The organism is Hymenobacter sp. PAMC 26628, from assembly GCF_001562275.1.
In the GTDB taxonomy this organism is placed as follows: domain Bacteria; phylum Bacteroidota; class Bacteroidia; order Cytophagales; family Hymenobacteraceae; genus Hymenobacter.
On sequence record NZ_CP014304.1, the window covers coordinates 3163316 to 3177464 of the forward strand.

The window sequence follows — 14149 nt, forward strand, 5'->3', positions numbered from 1 at the left end:
TACTCGACTAAAAAAGGCAGCGGGCAGGCGGGGCCAAGAAGGTACCGCGTTTTGGGGAGCGGGTTTCGAGGAACGGAAAGCGGGAAGTGGGTTTTGAGAAGCCGAAAGTGAAGCACGAAAATCGCTTTCCACTCCTCAAAACCCGCTCCCTAAATGCGGCGCTCCAAGCGCACACTGGCCGTGAGCAGCTCGCCGCCGGGGTGGCGCAAAATAAGGTGCAGCACCGTGCCGCTGGCGCTGTGCAGCAGGTGGGTGAGCTGGGTGAGTGAGAGCAGCTCGACCGGCAAAATGCCCACCGCCAGCAGCTCGTCGCCGTTTTGCAGGCCGGCGGCGGCGGCGGGCGTGCCCGGCACCACGCCCAGCACCTGGTAGCGCCGCAGGGCGGGCCCCGTGGCCAGCACGTCGAAGCCCGCCATGTCGTGCTCGAAGGGCTCGCCGAAGGCTAAGCTCCGGCGTAGCCACAGCTGCTGGTGGGGGTAGTCGATGACGATGTGGAAGCGCCGCAGCAGCTCGTAGCCCACGCTGCCGTTGCGGTACACGTCGGTGCGCGCGTGCACGTCGGCCGCGTTGGGGAACGAGGTAAGCACGGTAGGCAGGCGGTAGCGGCCCAGTTCCACGGTGGCGACGCGGCCCAGCACCCCGCGCACCAGCCCCCCCAGGCCGTGCCCCAGGTCGGCGGGCAGGCCGGGCGCGGGCAGGTGCAGGCGCGGGTCGGAGGTGGTTTCGAGCGACAGCGCGTGGCTGGCCCCAGTGTCGAGCAGCAGCTTCAGGGGCTGGGCGGCCGAGTCGCCAACTTGGCGCACCACCACGGTGAAGTATGCCTTGCGCCCCTCAATGGCCAGCGGCAAGTCGGTCCAGTGGGAACCCCGGGGCGGCCGGTACGTGGCCGGCGGCGTCAGCACCAGCCGCGCCCGCCCGGTCTCTTGCCCCTCAAACGCCGCCACGAAGCTCTGGAACAGCTCCGACCCCAGGATGCCGTGTATCGGCAGCCCGACGTAGCCCGAGAGGTTGAGCGAATCACCGTCGAGCACCAGCAGCGCCATGGCTGGAGCGACGGCTTCTTGGCCGTGGCGGCCCAGGCCCACGCGCACCCGGGGCGACTGGTAGGCCAGCAGGCCGGTGGGCCTGCCCCCCGCACCCATCACCCGGAAATCCTGCCCGTGGGGCATGTGCAGCGAATCGGCAATGGCCCGCGACAGTAACAGCGACGAGGCCACGCCCGTGTCGAGCAGGAAGTTGTAGGGCCCGGCATTGTTTAGCCACACCTGCACCACGGGCAAGTTGCGCTGCACTTGCAGCGGCAAACGCAAGTGGCGCTGCCTGGATCGCGCCAACTGGAAAGGGCCAGCTTCTTGCCCATAGCCAGTCTGGGCCCCGGCGAGCAGCAGGGCCAAAACTAGCAGCCGGGCCCCGGCCCGGCGTAGCGTGAGTAAGCAGAGCAGCGTTTTCATCAGCACCCGTAAGATACGGGTTATAAAAGCATTTTTGGGCCGACTCCGAGCCCAAAACCAACAGTTAGCAGCTGTTGCAACAATCGATTGCACAGAAGGCCCTGCAATCAGCCTATCTACTTTGTGGAAGTGGTGCAGGCGAGGTGTTTTCTTTCCCAAACGCCGTCCGGAAAATATTTAGGTCGGCGCAAAACTCAGCAACTATTTGAGTTGGCAAAAAACCATTTTTAGCGGTCGTGCTGAACGCAGTGAAGCAGGCTTTTCGCTTCGCAGGAGTTGTTCAATGAAGCGAGAGCGATGCTTCACTGCGTTCAGCACAACCGTTTTTTATTAACTTAAATATCTTCGTAAGCAACGCGCGCCTGGACTGTTCAGTTGCGCCTGGCTTTGTTCCAGGGGCCCCAAGACGGCACACGCGAGGCTCACGCACCGTTTGGCGGCACGGGCCTGTTCGGGGTCGAGCGACGGCTAAAAGAGCGCTGCTACTGGCCGCTACGGCATTTCCCAGGGCCCCGTGGGGTCATAGTGGAGGTGGCCGGCGGCGATGTGCAGCGGGGCCCCCACGTTGTTGTGGTAGAGCTGGCCGGTGCCCAGGCCCTGCGCGAAGTCACCCACGGCAAATTCCCCCGTGAGCTGGGCTACGGCGTTCAGCCCGATGTTCGATTCCAGGGCCGAGGTCATCCACCAGCCCAGGCCGCGGGCTTCGGCGTGGGCCACCCAGCGGCGGGTGGCGGCGTGCCCGCCCAGCAGCGTGGGCTTCAGCACGAGGTAGGCCGGGCGCACGGCGTCGAGCAGAGCCTCCTGCTGGGCGGGGGCTTCCAGGCCAATTAGCTCTTCGTCGAGGGCCACGGGCACCGGCGAGTGGCGGCACACCTCGGCCAGGGCCCCCCACTGCCCGGCGGCTACGGGCTGCTCGATGGAATGCAGAGCGAACCGGGCCAGTTGCGCCAGCTTGCCCAAGGCCTCGGCAGGGGCAAAGGCGCCGTTGGCGTCTACGCGCAACACCAGCTGGGCAGGCCCGGCCACGGCTCGGATTTCGGCCAGAATTGCCAACTCAGTGGCAAAGTCCAGGCCCCCTATTTTTAGCTTGAGGCAGCGGTAGCCAGCGGCCAGCTTCTCCTCAATCTGCTGGCGCATGAAGGCCGCGTCGCCCATCCACACCAATCCGTTGATGGGCAGCCCGGCCTGGCCCGCGGCAAAGGCGTTGGCGTACAGCTGCCGCCGGCCCCCACCGGCCCAGTCCAGCGCTGCCGTTTCGAGGGCAAATGCCAGGGACGGCCGCCCGGGGCCCACCAGCGCCGGGGCATCAGCAGCTACAAAATCGGTGTACGCCGCCGCGTTGAAGCGCGCGCACAACGCCGCCACCTCAGCGGCGAAGCCCGGGCCATGGTCAGGGCTGAGGCCGGCCAGGGGCGCGGCCTCGCCTACACCAGCCGGCTGGGCGGGCTTAGCTGCGTCGTGCAGGTGTAAGTACCAGGCCGTGTGCACGGCCAGGGCCCCGCGCGAGGTGCGGGCCGGGAAATTGAAGCGCAGGTCGCGCTGGGAAGCCGAAAGCTGGAGCATGGCGCAAAGATGCGGGGGCCGCGGCCGCCCGCGCGCCGAAGCGCGCTAGCGGCCGCAGCCCCCGCAGTTATGAAAAATTGCGCGCCTTAGGCAACTGCCAAGTTGATGTATTTTTTTATAAGCAGAAGCTGTTTAGGAAATTTAAAAATTCAAGATTGACCGTCATGCTCATCTGGCGTCCGCGCCGCCGAAGCATCTTTATCGCGGCACTAGTCATGATTAGCGGAGCAGTAGAGATGCTTCGGCGGCGCGGACGCCAGATGAGCATGACGGTCTGATAACTTCTTAAACGGCTTCGTAATCAAAAATCTGACTGGTAGATTTTTGATTTAACGTTTTCAGTTCTGTACACGAACTTGGGGCCCGCTCTAAGCGGCCACCTTGTACCCGGCTGGGGCATTTTTGGCAGGGCGGCGGCTCACAAGGCCGCCTTTGCGGCCGGCGTCGCGGGCCTCTTCGGCGGTAAAGCGGTGGCCGCGGCCGCTGGCGTGCGAGGCCTTGCCGCCTTCGCTGGCGATGCGGCGCTGCGTTTCGGGGCTCATGGCGGCAAAGCCGCGGCGGCTTTTGGCGCCGGTACGGTTGGCCGGGCGCGGGGTAGTGGCTTCGGGTGTGGTGGCTGCTTTCATGGCCGGTACAATTAAAGGAAGAGATAAGACTTAACCGAGGCAATAAACATATTGTCTCAGATATTAATGTACCGTACTGAGCCACAACTTGGTTACGAATCGCCTCGGAATGAGCTTAAAATACCACCTTGTACTGATGAGCTCTACGTATTTATTCTGTACTCTTGCGGCAAGTGCGCGGGAGCCACTGGCGCGGGCTACGCAACCAAGCACGCAGCTCGGCGGTTGAAGGGCCTAAGCTTCCTTTTTGCTCTCCCGTTCGTATGAGCTTGCCGCTGACTGCCACTTGGGCCGCGCCCGCCCCTGCCACCGCCCCGGCCGGGGCCCTGGCTGCCCGCTTCCGCGCCGTGCGCGACCAGTCGGAGGCCTTGTGCCGACCGCTGCTGCCCGAAGACACCGTGGTGCAGCCCACCCTCGACGTGAGCCCGCCCAAGTGGCACCTGGCCCACACCACTTGGTTTTGGGAAACCATGCTGCTGGGGCCCTACGCCCCAGGCTACCAGGTGTTTCACCCCGAGTTTGCCTACTTGTTCAACTCGTACTACAACTCGCTGGGCTCGCGCGTGAACCGGGCCGAGCGCGGCACCCTTACGCGCCCGGCCCTGGCCGAAGTGCTGGCTTACCGCGCCCACGTGGACGCCCACCTGCTGGCCCTGCTGGCCGACGAGGACGCCCTGCCCGCCGCCGCGCTGGAGCTGGTCGAGATTGGCCTCCAGCACGAGCAGCAGCACCAAGAGCTGCTGGCCACCGACATCAAGTTCATCCTCAGCACCAGCCCGCTCAACCCCGCGTACACGCCCGGCCCCGCCCCGGCCGACCCGGGGGCCCTGGCGCCGCCGGCCGCCTGGCTGCCGGTGCCGGGCGGCATTTTCCCGGTCGGGTTTCAGGGCGAAGGCTTTTGCTTTGATAACGAGCTGCCGGTGCACGAGGCGTTGGTGCCCGATTTTGAGCTGCAAAACCGCCTCGTAACCAACGCCGAGTACCTGGAATTTGTGGAGGCCGGCGGCTACCGCGAGTTCCGCCACTGGCTGGGCGAGGGCTGGGACTTAGCGCAGGCGGCGGGCTGGCAAGCCCCGCTGTACTGGGTGCCGGGCCCCGATGGCCAATGGCTGCGTTTCACGCACCACGGCCTGCGGCCACTGGAGCTGGCCGCACCCGTCACGCACGTCAGCTTCTACGAGGCCGACGCCTATGCCCAGTGGGCGGGGGCCCGCCTGCCCACCGAGCAGGAGTGGGAAGTGGCTGCCCGCCGCTTCGGGGCCACGCCCGCTGACGGCGGCACCTGGCTCGAAAGCCCCCGCCTCGACCCCGCCCCCGTGCCCGCCGGCGCCGACCCCACCGCCTGCCACCAGCTGCTGGGCGAGTGCTGGCAGTGGACGTATTCGGCCTACCACGCCTACCCCGGCTACCGCCGCTCGGCGGGGCCCCTGGGCGAGTACAACGGCAAGTTTATGGTGAACCAGCTGGTGCTGCGCGGGGCCTCGTGCGCCACGCCGCGCAGCCACGGCCGCCTCAGCTACCGCAATTTCTTCCACGCCGACAAGCGCTGGCAGTTCACCGGCATCCGGCTGGCGCGGTAGCTTTGGGGCCCCGGCTGGCGCGGTTTTCAACCGGCGGCGGGGACAGCCGGGGCCCCGGGCGTATGTTTAGTCCGTCCCCCCACCGGCGCAACTTGTTTCCGTGCTGGCCCCCGGCACCCGTTTTTTCGTTAAGTACCCGCATGACCCCTTCCGCCGCCCCGTCACCGGTTGTTTCCAGCCTGGCCGCCCACGTGGCCGAAGGCCTGCGCCGAGCCCCCAAAACCCTCTCGTCGATGTACTTATACGACGATGCGGGCAGCGAGCTGTTCCAGCAAATCATGGGCCTGCCCGAGTACTACCCCACCCGGGCCGAGTACGGGATTTTTGCCGCCCACGGCGCGGCCATCGCCGCCGCCCTCGACCCCGCCGATGCGCCGGGGCCCCTGGCACTGGTGGAGCTGGGCGCCGGCGACGGCCTGAAAACCAAACTGCTGCTGCGCGAACTCCTATCCACGTCCGACGACTTCAGCTACGTGCCGGTGGATATTTCGCCCAGCGCACTGGCGGGGCTGGCGGCCAGCCTGGCCGCCGAGCTACCTGGGCTACGCACCACGCCCGTGGCCACCGACTACGCGACGGCCCTGGCCCAGCTGGCGGCCCGGCCCGGGCGCAAGGCGGTGCTGTTCCTCGGCTCGAACATCGGCAACTTTGCGCCCACCGAGCGGGCGGCGTTTCTGGCGCAATTGGCGGCCCCGCTGGCGGCGGCCGACCGCCTGCTTGTCGGCTTCGATTTGCAGAAGGACCCGCGCCGCATCCGGGCGGCCTACGACGATGCCCAGGGCGTGACGGCGGCCTTCAACCTAAACCTGCTCACGCGCCTCAACCGCGAGCTGGCCGCCGACTTCGACCTCGCCGCCTGGCAGCACTACACCGACTACGACCCGCTGACCGGCGCCGTGCGCTCGTACCTGGTGAGCACCCGCGCCCAGACCGTGCGCCTGGGGGCCCTGGACCAAAGCGTGCACTTTGCGGCTTGGGAGGTCATCCACACCGAAAACTCCTACAAGTTCACCCACCCGCAAATTGCCGCCATGGCCGCCGCCGCCGGCCTGCGCGTGGTGGCCACCTTCGACGACGGCGACTTTGCAGACGTGGTGCTGGCCCGGGCGTAGGGCCCCGGAACCGGGAACCAAGGCGCGATTGCTGCGCCGGAACGGGGCGGCGCGGCGCACCGGGGGCAACAGGCTCCCCGCCGCGCCGGCCGGGGCCCCACACCCGCGCCCAGCCAGGCGCTGGCACGGCCCGAGGCCCGAGCCGCAGGCGGAGACTAAAGCTGCCAATGTTCTGACCATTTTATCTGACTGTGCTGTAAATCAGCGGTTAATTCGTTACTGTTGCGCTTGGCAAAAGTCCTTGACCATCATTTATTGGTTTGACAAGGATGAGCTTCGATGGTAGATTTAGCATTCAGATCCCGTCAGTTCTGCTAAATCTCAAAGGCTATGGAACAAGGTTCAATTTTTTTGGTAATGTCCCAGCTATAGGTAGTGATTTTCTCTATGTTTCTTGCGTGATGTGTTTTACCTTTGGGTATTCACTCACGCAAGAAGGCCATGAACATCATTCAGGTTTACAAGCAGTTCCCGACGCAAGCCGATTGCTTGGCCGAATTGGAGCGCATCCGCTGGAATGGTAAGCCTAAGTGTCCTTATTGCCAGAGCACGAATCAAACGCCAGCCCCGAAAGAACACCGGTACCATTGCAATAACTGCAATACGTCATTTTCGGTCACTGTTGGCACCATCTTCCATAAGACGCGCCTAGACCTGCAAAAATGGTTTTTGGCTATTGCTTTAACCCTGAATGCTAAGAAGGGATTTTCGGCCCGTCAGCTTGCCCGCGATATAGAGGTGAACAAAGACACCGCTTGGTCGCTCATGATGCGTATTCGGCAAGCTTTTGTAGATGCCCCCGACTTAATGCAAGGCGTAGTAGAAATAGACGAAACGTTTGTCGGCGGTAAGAATAAGAATCGCCATGAAGACAAGAAAGTGGATGGTGGGCAAGGCGGTAATGGTGGCGATAAGACTATCGTAGTAGGAACACTAGTAGGTCAAATCTAGCCGGTTGTCGGGTACAACCGTTTGAGTTTGATGCGGGCCTTCTCGGTTGTAAACTGCCAGTTGGTGGGTGCCCCCAGTTGGTTGCGCGCTAGTTGCCAAGCGTAGCAGTGCGCTTCCAGCGTCGGCCGGTCGGGCACGCGCTGCGGCAGGCCGTGGGTGAGCAGGGCGGCAAACTCGATTTCAGCCATGTTGAGCCACGAGCCATGCTTGGGGGTGAACACAAATTCCACGCGCTGCAACAGGGCGTGCGCCCGTACCGGGTCAAAAATCTCGTAAAAAGCGGCGGGCTGGTGCGCCGACAAATTGTCGAGCACCAGCGTCACGCGCGTCGCTTGGGCGTAGTCCTCCTCCAGCAGGCGGGCTACCGCCCGGGCAAACGTGAGTCGGTCATGGCGGTCTTCGACCTGCACCCGGCGGCGACCGGCCAGCGGCTCGTGCAGCATATACACCTGGGCCACGCCCTGGCGGTGGTACTCGCAGTCGTAGCGGGTGCTGCCATCGGGCAGCGGGAGTGGCACGCGGCTTTCGCGTAGTAATTGCTTGGGCGACTCATCCAGGCACACGACTGGCTGGGCTGGGTCGTACGGGCGTTGGTAGACGTCAAGCACCCGTTCCATGGCGCAGACGAAGGCCGCGTTCTGAGCGGGTGGAATCACCCACATCTGTCGCTTCCAGGGCTGTAACGCATTTTTTTTAGTACCCGCCCCACCATCGCCGGGCTGGCCTCGGGCAGCACCTGCAGCGTGACCAGGTGAGCGGCCAACAAGCGCAATGTCCAGTGGGCGTACCCTTCGGGCGGGGTGGAGCAGGCCGCCGCGGCCAGGTGCGCCTCCACCTCCCCGGTGTACTTACTGGCCGGCCACTGCTGGCGGGGCTGCCCCAGCAGGGCGGCCTCCACGCCCGCCTCGCAGGCGCGTTGGCGCAGGCGCTCCAGGGTGCGCGTACTCACGCCGTAGGCTTGGCTAGTCTGGGTGTCGCTCCAGTTCAAGCCGTTTGTAGCTACGGCCAACAGGCACTGAGCCCGCACAAGCCGGGCGCTGGCCACGCGCCGCTGCTGCACGAGTTCCGTTAGCGAGGCCTGTTCTTCGGCCCTCAGCGCTAAGACATAATACTTCGCCATTTGTCAGGTCATTTTACCCGACAAGATACTAGATTTATCCTACTAGAGCGTGACGGCAAAGTAAAGGCCCAAGTAGCACCTGACCGCACAAAAGACACGCTACACGCTATTATCAAGAAGAATATAGCGAAAGGCGCAAAAATCATGACGGATGAACACCGAGCCTATAATGGGCTAACGGAGGATTATATCCACGCGGTTGTCGCGCACTCCATTGGGGAATATGTAAATGGCGACGCACATATAAACACGCTAGAAGGCTTTTGGAGCCTACTAAAGCGCGGTATTGTAGGGCAGTATCACTATGTAACCCCAAAGCATTTGAATAAATATGTGACAGAGTTTTGCTTCCGCTATAATGCTCGCAAAGAGAAAGTAGCAGATTTATTTCTTCGGGTTCTTTACAGGGGGCTAAACCCCTACACGCCCGCATCAGCAGTTCTTTAGTTCACCTTTCCCCTCTCTTTTGTATGAGTGAAAAACTTGTGCCGCAAGGCGACGATAAATCAAAAAACGTGTCTAAAGCGGCCTATGGCTCCTTAGATAAACCTCTTGTAATAGAGGGGATGCCGATTCAGTGTTTTGTCCTTGACAATGACGAGCGTGTGATTGTGCAACGTGGCCTACTAAGGGCACTAGGTGTGACGCGAGGCAGTGGCAATACCGAAAAGTATAAGGCTTTCGGGGGTGGTGCTAGATTGGCCCATTTTCTTGAGAACAATGGAATTATCTCATTAGATAACAGTGAGATAGGGGTGGTGCTGAAAAGTCCTATTCCGTTCACTGTTAATGGCACACTCTACCTAGGCTATCCAGCAGTAGTACTACAGCAGATTGTAAGGGCAATAGCCAAAACGCATTTGCGCGGCAAGCTGCCACCTCAATTCGAGGAAATAGGGGCTAATGCCGAGAAACTTGATGACGCACTTGCAAAAGTGGGCATCACTGCTTTAGTTGATGAAATCACTGGTTTTCAATCAGTGAGAAGTCGCGAGGCTCTACAGCGTATCCTTGATAAGTATTTGTTGAAGGACTATGCGAAGTGGGCCAAGCAATTCGATGATGAGTTTTACATTCAGATGTTTCGGCTAAAGTCCTGGCCCCTGGACCTTAAAACCATGAAGCGCCCTGGTATCGTTGGCAAGTACACCAATGACATCGTTTATCAGCGAATTGCCCCCGGTCTGTTTGAACAGTTACAGTTGCGTAATCCAAAAATCAACGGGCGGCGCAAGGTTAAGAATTTCCAGTATATGACGGATGATATTGGACTACCTGCCTTGCAGCGGCACATTGAAGTACTTATCGCCTTGATGCGGGCCGCACCCAACTGGAATACTTTTATGCGGCTGGTTAATCGCTCGCTCCCAAAGCTCAATGACCAATTAACCCTTAATTTGGAAAGCTATGATGATTATGATGATAGCGAATCGCCAGAAGTAACCGAAGAATAGCTAAAAAACGGCCTTAATTATTTAAGGCCGTTTTTTAGTAAACCTTACTACCTATAGCTGGGACATTACCATTTTTTTGGGCAGCGTCCGCGGCTGGTGGTGGCTGGCCGCGCTGCTGGGCGGCTGCGCGCTCGGCCCGGACAAAAGCCAGGGCCCCACGACGGCGGCCGGGCAGGTGGTGGAGATGGGCACCAACAAGCCCCTGCCCAACGCCCAGGTGCAGGTCTGGGCGTTTCGCGGCGGCGGCGTGGGGGGCAGCGGCGGGGGCTTCGCGGCGCTGGGGGCCCCGCACTTGGCCGATGCGCAGGGCCGCTTCGCCTTCGGCTTCGACGCGGAAGAAGGCGGCAGCTACCGCCTGCGCGCCTTCCGCGACCCGGGCTACCTGACCAACTGGGGCTACGACGTGGGCGTGAGCAACGGCCAGGAAAACAACGATTTGCGCGTGCCCGTGCAAGCCCCCGCCTGGGTGCGCATCCAACTCGTCGACGAACCGCCCAAAAACCGAATCAGTATATACATTTCCGGGTACGAAGGAAATGGGGAACGCATAAGTCATCCCCGCGACACCGCCCTGATTCGACCGTGCATTGCTGGGTTGACCAAAAGTATTAACTGGTTCATCACTAACGATAAGGGATTAGAAACTAGTGCTCACCAAGATGTTGATCTGAAAGCATTAGATACTCTGACCGTGCGAATTCCTTTCTAAACGTACCTATTTCTGGCCAACTCATCTGTAAAATTCTGCTAAATTTTAGCAGAACGGCCACCCCTTTTGCCATTCTCCTAATTGTCCTTCACTTTTTTCTTCGCTGCCCTGATGAAAAAACTTTACGTGTTTTTGCTGCTCTTGGCCCTGGCGGCCGGGACGGCCCGCGCCCAGACGTACCCACCGCCTTTGTCGGACCCCATGCAAGAAGCCCGCGACGCCGTGAGTCCGCTCAACACTAGCCGCGTGACGAGCGGCGTGCTCATGAACCGGGTGATGACGCTGACCAACCCGCACCGGTTCGGGGGCCAGGGCGACACCGCCGCCGACTGGAAAGGGTGGTTGCAGCAGTATTGGGAGTTCTACCACGCCTCGCTCAACAACGCCGGACTGCCGGCCCCGGCCACCGTGCGGGCCCGCGCCAGTGCCAAAATTATGCAGGGCACTGTGCCGTTGCTCATGTTCAGCTCGTCAATCACGAACAGCCTCAGCGAGTCGCACACCTGCAAAAAAAGCGCGTCGGGCGGGTGGTGCGACATGCGCACAGCGTTCATGTTCATGTTCATGTCTTTAATCAGGTTCACGTCCAGCTCGCTGATGCGGCGGCTGGTGGTGCGCCCCGACGTGGGCCAGAACCCGCCCCGGTTCACGCCCTTGAACATAATCTTCTGCCCGTTCACGTAGAAGCCGTCGCGTCGGCGCAGCTCCACCGTGCGGAAGCCGAAGGTTTCCGTGGCCGAATGCAGCGCGGTGGCGCCATTCTTCAGCGTCACCTCCACCCGGTACAGGTTCGGGAATTCGGGCGACCACAGCGCTGGGCTGGCGAACTGCCCGCGCAGCTGCACTTGGGCGCTGCCCGGCGCCACGGGGGCCGTGAACGGGGGCCCCACCGGCTGGCCGGCGCGGGTTTTCACCTGGGCCTGCACCGTGGTAGCATTTTGAATGCCTGCTAAATACGCATCGATGCGCAGCGAGCCGTCGGCTTTGGCGTCGAGGGCCAGGCGCGCCAGGTGCTCGGCGGGGTAGGCCTCCAAAAACACCGGCCGAAAAATGCCGCCGAACACCCAGAAATTGGCCGTGCGCTCGGCCTCGTTCACCGAGGCGTTGGCCGATACTTTGTGCACCGTCACTTCCAGCAGGTTTTTTCCGCCCGGCTTCAGCAGCGGCGTGATGTCGTAGCGAAACCGGTAGAACGAGCCTTGGTGCGGGGGCCCTGCCAGTTACCCGTTCACTTTCACCTCGGTTTCGGTCATCGAGCCATCGAACACGATGAACACGCGCCGCTGCCGCCAGGCGGCCGGCACCGCAAACGTGCGCCGGTACAGGCCCGCCTCCTCCACATCCTCCTTCCCAAAGCCGTAGCTGTAGTTGCCAAAGCCCTGCAATTCCCAGTTCGAGGGCACCCCGATTTTCGTCCACTTGCCACTGTGGTGGCCCCGGGTGCACTGGAAATCCCACTTCACCGGGTCGTCCTTGCCCTGCCCAGTCAGGTACTGCACCTCCGTGGCTTGGGCAAATGCCGGGACACGGGCCAGGCAAACGAGGGCGAGAACCAGCCACTTAAGCTTTTGTATTTGGCACATCATGCTGCGAAGCTCAGCTAATTGTTGGAACCGGGCCCCAGCTCGGGCACCGGGCCACCGCCAGCCAGCCGGAGCAACGGCCCGGCCCCCCGGCCAAGGTATTTTTTGGGCCCCGGGGCCCCGGCACCGTGCAACCCGGGGGCCCCACCCCTCACCTTTAAAACGACCCGGCTAAAAAAATGCGGTAAGGAAAATCGTATTTCCGTCCTACTTTGCGGCGGCGGCCTCACTAATCTCTGCTTCATTTTGTGAAAAGACGCGACTTCGTAGGCCTCACCGGCCTGGCCACCGGGGCCCTATTCCTGCCCAATTTCCCTTCCCTCGGCGGCACGCCCGTCGACCCCGCCCGCCTGCTGGAACCGGGCCTGGACGTGGCCCAGAAGAAGCGCCTGGCCGATGCCGGCTTAAACGCCGCGAAAGCTGCCGGCGCTACTTATGCCGACGTGCGCATCGGCCGCTACCTCAACCAGAGCATTTTTACGCGCGAAAAACAGGTGCAAAACCTGGCCAGCGGCGAGAGCTTTGGGGCCGGCGTGCGCGTGCTGGCCAACGGCACCTGGGGCTTTGCCGCCACCAACGACGTGAGCGACGCCGGCCTGGCCAAAGCGGCCCAGCTGGCCGTGCAAATGGCCAAAGCCAACAGCAAGGTGCAGAAGGAAAAGGTGCAGCTCGCGCCCCAAAAAGGTTACGGCGAGGTGAGCTGGAAAACGCCCATCCAGCAAAACGCCTTCGAGGTGCCCATCAAGCAAAAGGTGGACTTGCTGCTGGCCGCCAACGCCGCGGCCCTGGACAATGGCGCGTCGTTCGTGAACTCGGCCCTGTTCCAAATCAATGAGCAGAAGTACTTTGCCAGCACCGACGGCTCGTACATCGACCAGGACGTGCACCGCATCTGGCCCACGTTCTCCGTCACGGCCATCGACAAGGCCACGGGCAAGTTCCGCTCGCGCGACGCGCTGAGCGCCCCGATGGGCCTGGGCTACGAGTACCTCACGCCCAAGGCCGCCGACCAGATTGCCGGGGCCGCCGGCACGGGCCTCATCGGCTACAAAAACAGCTACGACATCCTCGCCGACGCCGCGCTAGCGGCCAAGCAGGTGAAGGAAAAGCTGACGGCTAAAAGCGTGGTGCCGGGCAAGTACGACCTCGTGCTCGACCCCAACCACTTGGGCCTTACCATCCACGAGAGCATTGGCCACCCGCTGGAACTCGACCGCGTGCTGGGCTATGAAGCCAACTTCGCGGGCACCTCATTCGCCACCATTGATAAGTGGAAAACGGGCAACTTCCAGTACGGCTCGAAGCAGGTGAACATCGTGGCCGACAAGCTGCAACCCGGCTCGCTGGGCGCCGTGGGCTACGACGACGAGGGCGTGCAAACCAAGCGCTGGAACCTCATCAAAAACGGCGTGCTGGTGAACTACGAGAAGATCCGCGACCAGGCCCACATCGTGGGCCAGAAAGCCTCCGATGGCTGCTGCTACGCCGATTCGTGGAGCAGCGTGCAGTTCCAGCGCATGCCCAACGTGAGCCTACAGCCGGGCACCGCCAAAATGAGCGTCGACGACATGATCAAGGGGGTCGAGAAAGGCATTTACATTGCCGGGCGCGGCTCGTATTCCATTGATCAACAGCGCTACAACTTCCAGTTCGGCGGGCAGGTGTTCTACGCCATCGAGAAGGGCAAAATCACGGGCATGCTCGAAGACGTGGCTTACCAGGCCAACACCCAGGAATTCTGGGGCTCGCTGGCCGCCGTATGCGACGCCTCCGAATACCGCCTCTTCGGCACCTTCAACGACGGCAAGGGCCAGCCCTCGCAAAGCTCGGCCGTGAGCCACGGCTCGGCCACCGCCCGCTTCAACGGCGTGAACGTCATCAATACGGCCCGCAAGCTGGGGTGATTTTTAATGTGGGAGATATGGAAATGATAGGGCCCCAGATGGTCATGCTGAGCGCAGCGCAGCGGAGTCGAAGCATCTCTACCGCGGCAGTAATCA

At 62.1% G+C, this 14149-nt stretch carries 13 protein-coding genes and 1 pseudogene; 7 read left to right on the forward strand and 7 right to left on the reverse strand.

Features of this window, described 5'->3' with window-relative positions:
- Positions 1-149: 149 nt before the first annotated feature.
- From AXW84_RS13785 to AXW84_RS13795, 3 genes are all read right to left on the reverse strand, one after another.
- The gene (locus AXW84_RS13785) at positions 150-1451 is read right to left on the reverse strand and encodes an aspartyl protease family protein (protein ID WP_068234250.1); all 1302 of its coding nucleotides are present in this window, start codon (positions 1449-1451) and stop codon (positions 150-152) included.
- Positions 1452-1943: 492 nt separating this feature from the next.
- Complete coding sequence (locus AXW84_RS13790) at positions 1944-3014, reverse strand: o-succinylbenzoate synthase (protein WP_068234253.1); 1071 nt, start codon at positions 3012-3014, stop codon at positions 1944-1946.
- 368 nt (positions 3015-3382) lie between these two features.
- The gene (locus tag AXW84_RS13795; protein ID WP_068234256.1) at positions 3383-3640 is read right to left on the reverse strand and encodes a KGG domain-containing protein; all 258 of its coding nucleotides are present in this window, start codon (positions 3638-3640) and stop codon (positions 3383-3385) included.
- Positions 3641-3903: 263 nt separating this feature from the next.
- Here AXW84_RS13795 and egtB point away from each other — a divergent pair, with 263 nt between their 5' ends.
- The 3 genes from egtB (at position 3904) to AXW84_RS13810 (ending at position 7283) form a co-directional block, all read left to right on the forward strand.
- A complete protein-coding gene (egtB, locus tag AXW84_RS13800; RefSeq protein WP_082773894.1) occupies positions 3904-5220 on the forward strand; it encodes an ergothioneine biosynthesis protein EgtB in 1317 nt (438 codons plus the stop codon).
- 140 nt (positions 5221-5360) lie between these two features.
- Positions 5361-6332, forward strand: coding sequence for an L-histidine N(alpha)-methyltransferase (gene egtD / locus AXW84_RS13805; protein ID WP_068234258.1), 972 nt, complete (start codon positions 5361-5363; stop codon positions 6330-6332).
- A gap of 441 nt (positions 6333-6773) precedes the next feature.
- Positions 6774-7283, forward strand: a complete 510-nt coding sequence (locus AXW84_RS13810; protein WP_071891335.1) for an IS1595 family transposase — start codon at positions 6774-6776, stop codon at positions 7281-7283.
- Here the strand turns inward: AXW84_RS13810 and AXW84_RS13815 are convergent.
- Entirely contained in the window at positions 7280-7945 is a 666-nt protein-coding gene (locus AXW84_RS13815) for an IS630 family transposase (protein ID WP_082773621.1), read from the reverse strand. The two genes, AXW84_RS13810 and AXW84_RS13815, sit on opposite strands and share 4 nt — an antisense overlap.
- Positions 7936-8403 (reverse strand): helix-turn-helix domain-containing protein, encoded by a 468-nt coding sequence (locus AXW84_RS13820; protein ID WP_068227630.1) that lies wholly within the window; start codon positions 8401-8403, stop codon positions 7936-7938. The genes AXW84_RS13815 and AXW84_RS13820 overlap by 10 nt, the downstream gene beginning before the upstream one ends.
- Here AXW84_RS13820 and AXW84_RS23380 point away from each other — a divergent pair.
- The 3 genes and pseudogenes from AXW84_RS23380 to AXW84_RS13830 all read left to right on the forward strand — a co-directional run.
- Positions 8404-8772: pseudogene (locus AXW84_RS23380) on the forward strand (IS1595 family transposase); the annotation flags it as partial.
- Between the two features lie 101 nt (positions 8773-8873).
- Positions 8874-9857, forward strand: a complete 984-nt coding sequence (locus AXW84_RS13825; protein WP_068234261.1) for a P63C domain-containing protein — start codon at positions 8874-8876, stop codon at positions 9855-9857.
- Positions 9858-9933: 76 nt separating this feature from the next.
- Positions 9934-10566, forward strand: a complete 633-nt coding sequence (locus AXW84_RS13830) for a hypothetical protein (RefSeq protein ID WP_068234264.1) — start codon at positions 9934-9936, stop codon at positions 10564-10566.
- Positions 10567-10928: 362 nt separating this feature from the next.
- Here the strand turns inward: AXW84_RS13830 and AXW84_RS13835 are convergent, their stop codons facing one another.
- Positions 10929-11696, reverse strand: coding sequence for a glycoside hydrolase family 2 protein (locus tag AXW84_RS13835; RefSeq protein WP_068234267.1), 768 nt, complete (start codon positions 11694-11696; stop codon positions 10929-10931).
- A gap of 90 nt (positions 11697-11786) precedes the next feature.
- Positions 11787-12152 carry a sugar-binding domain-containing protein gene (locus AXW84_RS13840; RefSeq protein WP_068234276.1) on the reverse strand — a complete coding sequence of 122 codons (366 nt, stop codon included), beginning with the start codon at positions 12150-12152 and terminating at the stop codon, positions 11787-11789.
- A gap of 245 nt (positions 12153-12397) precedes the next feature.
- On the opposite strand from AXW84_RS13840, the gene AXW84_RS13845 reads away from it, so the two are divergent.
- A complete protein-coding gene (locus tag AXW84_RS13845) occupies positions 12398-14053 on the forward strand; it encodes a TldD/PmbA family protein (RefSeq protein WP_068234279.1) in 1656 nt (551 codons plus the stop codon).
- Positions 14054-14149 lie beyond the last annotated feature (96 nt).